Origin of the sequence: Chimaeribacter californicus, assembly GCF_002858675.1 — a bacterium.
Taxonomy (GTDB): domain Bacteria; phylum Pseudomonadota; class Gammaproteobacteria; order Enterobacterales; family Enterobacteriaceae; genus Chimaeribacter; species Chimaeribacter californicus.
This window is the reverse complement of the sequence record NZ_PJZF01000042.1, coordinates 1-3,292: the sequence shown is the minus strand read 5'-3', so window position 1 is coordinate 3,292 and position 3,292 is coordinate 1. Positions and strand designations below refer to the sequence as shown.

General features: G+C 53.0%; 2 rRNA genes. Both read left to right on the top strand.

Annotated features, from left to right (window positions below):
* Positions 1 to 161: 161 nt before the first annotated feature.
* A 23S ribosomal RNA gene (locus tag CYR55_RS22465) occupies positions 162 to 3,071 on the top strand.
* Between the two features lie 98 nt (positions 3,072 to 3,169).
* Positions 3,170 to 3,285: ribosomal RNA gene (gene rrf / locus CYR55_RS22460) — 5S ribosomal RNA — on the top strand.
* Positions 3,286 to 3,292: the final 7 nt, after the last annotated feature.

Here is a 3,292-nt window from a genome sequence, read left to right as displayed (position 1 = left end):
TTGCTCTTTAACAATCCGGAACAAGCTGAAAATTGAAACATTACAGCACCCATTACTCTCCGTAATTATCGCGGCTTCCAGCTGCGGTATTGAGTAGTGCGTGGTTGTAATAGAGTCTCTCAAATAATCACATCCGTGATGGAAACATCTTCGGGTTGTGAGGTTAAGCGACTAAGCGTACACGGTGGATGCCTAGGCAGTCAGAGGCGATGAAGGGCGTGCTAATCTGCGATAAGCGTCGGTAAGCTGATATGAAGCGTTATACCCGACGATACCCGAATGGGGAAACCCAGTGTGATACGTCACACTATCATTATGTGAATACATAGCGTAATGAGGCGAACCGGGGGAACTGAAACATCTAAGTACCCCGAGGAAAAGAAATCAACCGAGATTCCCCCAGTAGCGGCGAGCGAACGGGGAACAGCCCAGAACCTGAATCAGTTTGTGTGTTAGTGGAAGCGTCTGGAAAGCCGCACAGTAAAGGGTGATAGTCCCGTACACAAAAGCACACAGGCTGTGAGTTCGATGAGTAGGGCGGGACACGTGACATCCTGTCTGAATATGGGGGGACCATCCTCCAAGGCTAAATACTCCTGACTGACCGATAGTGAACCAGTACCGTGAGGGAAAGGCGAAAAGAACCCCGGCGAGGGGAGTGAAATAGAACCTGAAACCGTGTACGTACAAGCAGTGGGAGCCCTGATTTATCAGGGTGACTGCGTACCTTTTGTATAATGGGTCAGCGACTTATATTTTGTAGCAAGGTTAACCGTATAGGGGAGCCGTAGGGAAACCGAGTCTTAACTGGGCGTCAAGTTGCAAGGTATAGACCCGAAACCCGGTGATCTAGCCATGGGCAGGTTGAAGGTTGGGTAACACTAACTGGAGGACCGAACCGACTAATGTTGAAAAATTAGCGGATGACTTGTGGCTGGGGGTGAAAGGCCAATCAAACCGGGAGATAGCTGGTTCTCCCCGAAAGCTATTTAGGTAGCGCCTCGTGAATTTATCTTCGGGGGTAGAGCACTGTTTCGGCTAGGGGGCCACCCCGGCTTACCAACCCGATGCAAACTGCGAATACCGAAGAATATTATCACGGGAGACACACGGCGGGTGCTAACGTCCGTCGTGAAGAGGGAAACAACCCAGACCGCCAGCTAAGGTCCCAAAGTCATGGTTAAGTGGGAAACGATGTGGGAAGGCATAGACAGCCAGGATGTTGGCTTAGAAGCAGCCATCATTTAAAGAAAGCGTAATAGCTCACTGGTCGAGTCGGCCTGCGCGGAAGATGTAACGGGGCTAAACCATGCACCGAAGCTGCGGCAGCGACGCTTATGCGTTGTTGGGTAGGGGAGCGTTCTGTAAGCCTGCGAAGGTGGACTGTGAGGTCTGCTGGAGGTATCAGAAGTGCGAATGCTGACATAAGTAACGATAATGCGGGTGAAAAACCCGCACGCCGGAAGACCAAGGGTTCCTGTCCAACGTTAATCGGGGCAGGGTGAGTCGACCCCTAAGGCGAGGCTGAAAAGCGTAGTCGATGGGAAACAGGTTAATATTCCTGTACTTGGTGTTACTGCGAAGGGGGGACGGAGAAGGCTAGGCTGGCCAGGCGACGGTTGTCCTGGTTTAAGCGTGTAGGTGGGTCAACCCGGTAAATCCGGTTGGCTTTAACACTGAGGCGTGATGACGAGCCACTACGGTGGTGAAGTAGCTGATGCCCTGCTTCCAGGAAAAGCCTCTAAGCTCCAGGTAACACGAAATCGTACCCCAAACCGACACAGGTGGTCAGGTAGAGAATACTCAGGCGCTTGAGAGAACTCGGGTGAAGGAACTAGGCAAAATGGTGCCGTAACTTCGGGAGAAGGCACGCTGGCGCGTAGGTGACGGGACTTGCTCCCTGAGCTGAAGCCAGTCGCAGATACCAGCTGGCTGCAACTGTTTAATAAAAACACAGCACTGTGCAAACACGAAAGTGGACGTATACGGTGTGACGCCTGCCCGGTGCCGGAAGGTTAATTGATGGGGTTAGCGGCAACGCGAAGCTCTTGATCGAAGCCCCGGTAAACGGCGGCCGTAACTATAACGGTCCTAAGGTAGCGAAATTCCTTGTCGGGTAAGTTCCGACCTGCACGAATGGCGTAATGATGGCCAGGCTGTCTCCACCCGAGACTCAGTGAAATTGAACTCGCTGTGAAGATGCAGTGTACCCGCGGCAAGACGGAAAGACCCCGTGAACCTTTACTATAGCTTGACACTGAACATTGAGCCTTGATGTGTAGGATAGGTGGGAGGCTTTGAAGCGTGGACGCCAGTCTGCGTGGAGCCAACCTTGAAATACCACCCTTTAATGTTTGATGTTCTAACTCGGCCCCGTAATCCGGGGTGAGGACAGTGTCTGGTGGGTAGTTTGACTGGGGCGGTCTCCTCCTAAAGAGTAACGGAGGAGCACGAAGGTTAGCTAATCACGGTCGGACATCGTGAGGTTAGTGCAAAGGCATAAGCTAGCTTGACTGCGAGAGTGACGGCTCGAGCAGGTGCGAAAGCAGGTCTTAGTGATCCGGTGGTTCTGAATGGAAGGGCCATCGCTCAACGGATAAAAGGTACTCCGGGGATAACAGGCTGATACCGCCCAAGAGTTCATATCGACGGCGGTGTTTGGCACCTCGATGTCGGCTCATCACATCCTGGGGCTGAAGTAGGTCCCAAGGGTACGGCTGTTCGCCGTTTAAAGTGGTACGCGAGCTGGGTTTAGAACGTCGTGAGACAGTTCGGTCCCTATCTGCCGTGGGCGTTGGAAGATTGAGAGGGGTTGCTCCTAGTACGAGAGGACCGGAGTGAACGCACCCCTGGTGTTCGGGTTGTCATGCCAATGGCACTGCCCGGTAGCTAAGTGCGGAAAAGATAAGCGCTGAAAGCATCTAAGCGCGAAACTTGCCTCGAGATGAGTCTTCCCTGGGACCTTGAGTTCCCTGAAGGGACGTTTAAGACCAAGACGTTGATAGGCCGGATGTGTAAGTGCAGCGATGCATTGAGCTAACCGGTACTAATGACCCGTGAGGCTTAACCTTACAACACCGAAGGTGTTTTCGAGAGACCAAGTCGTTTTCAGCGATGTTCCGAGATTGGTTCTGACGGCCTCAACGGCGGTCGGGGCACACAGAATTTGCCTGGCGGCACTAGCGCGGTGGTCCCACCTGACCCCATGCCGAACTCAGAAGTGAAACGCCGTAGCGCCGATGGTAGTGTGGGGTCTCCCCATGCGAGAGTAGGGAACTGCCAGGCATCAAAT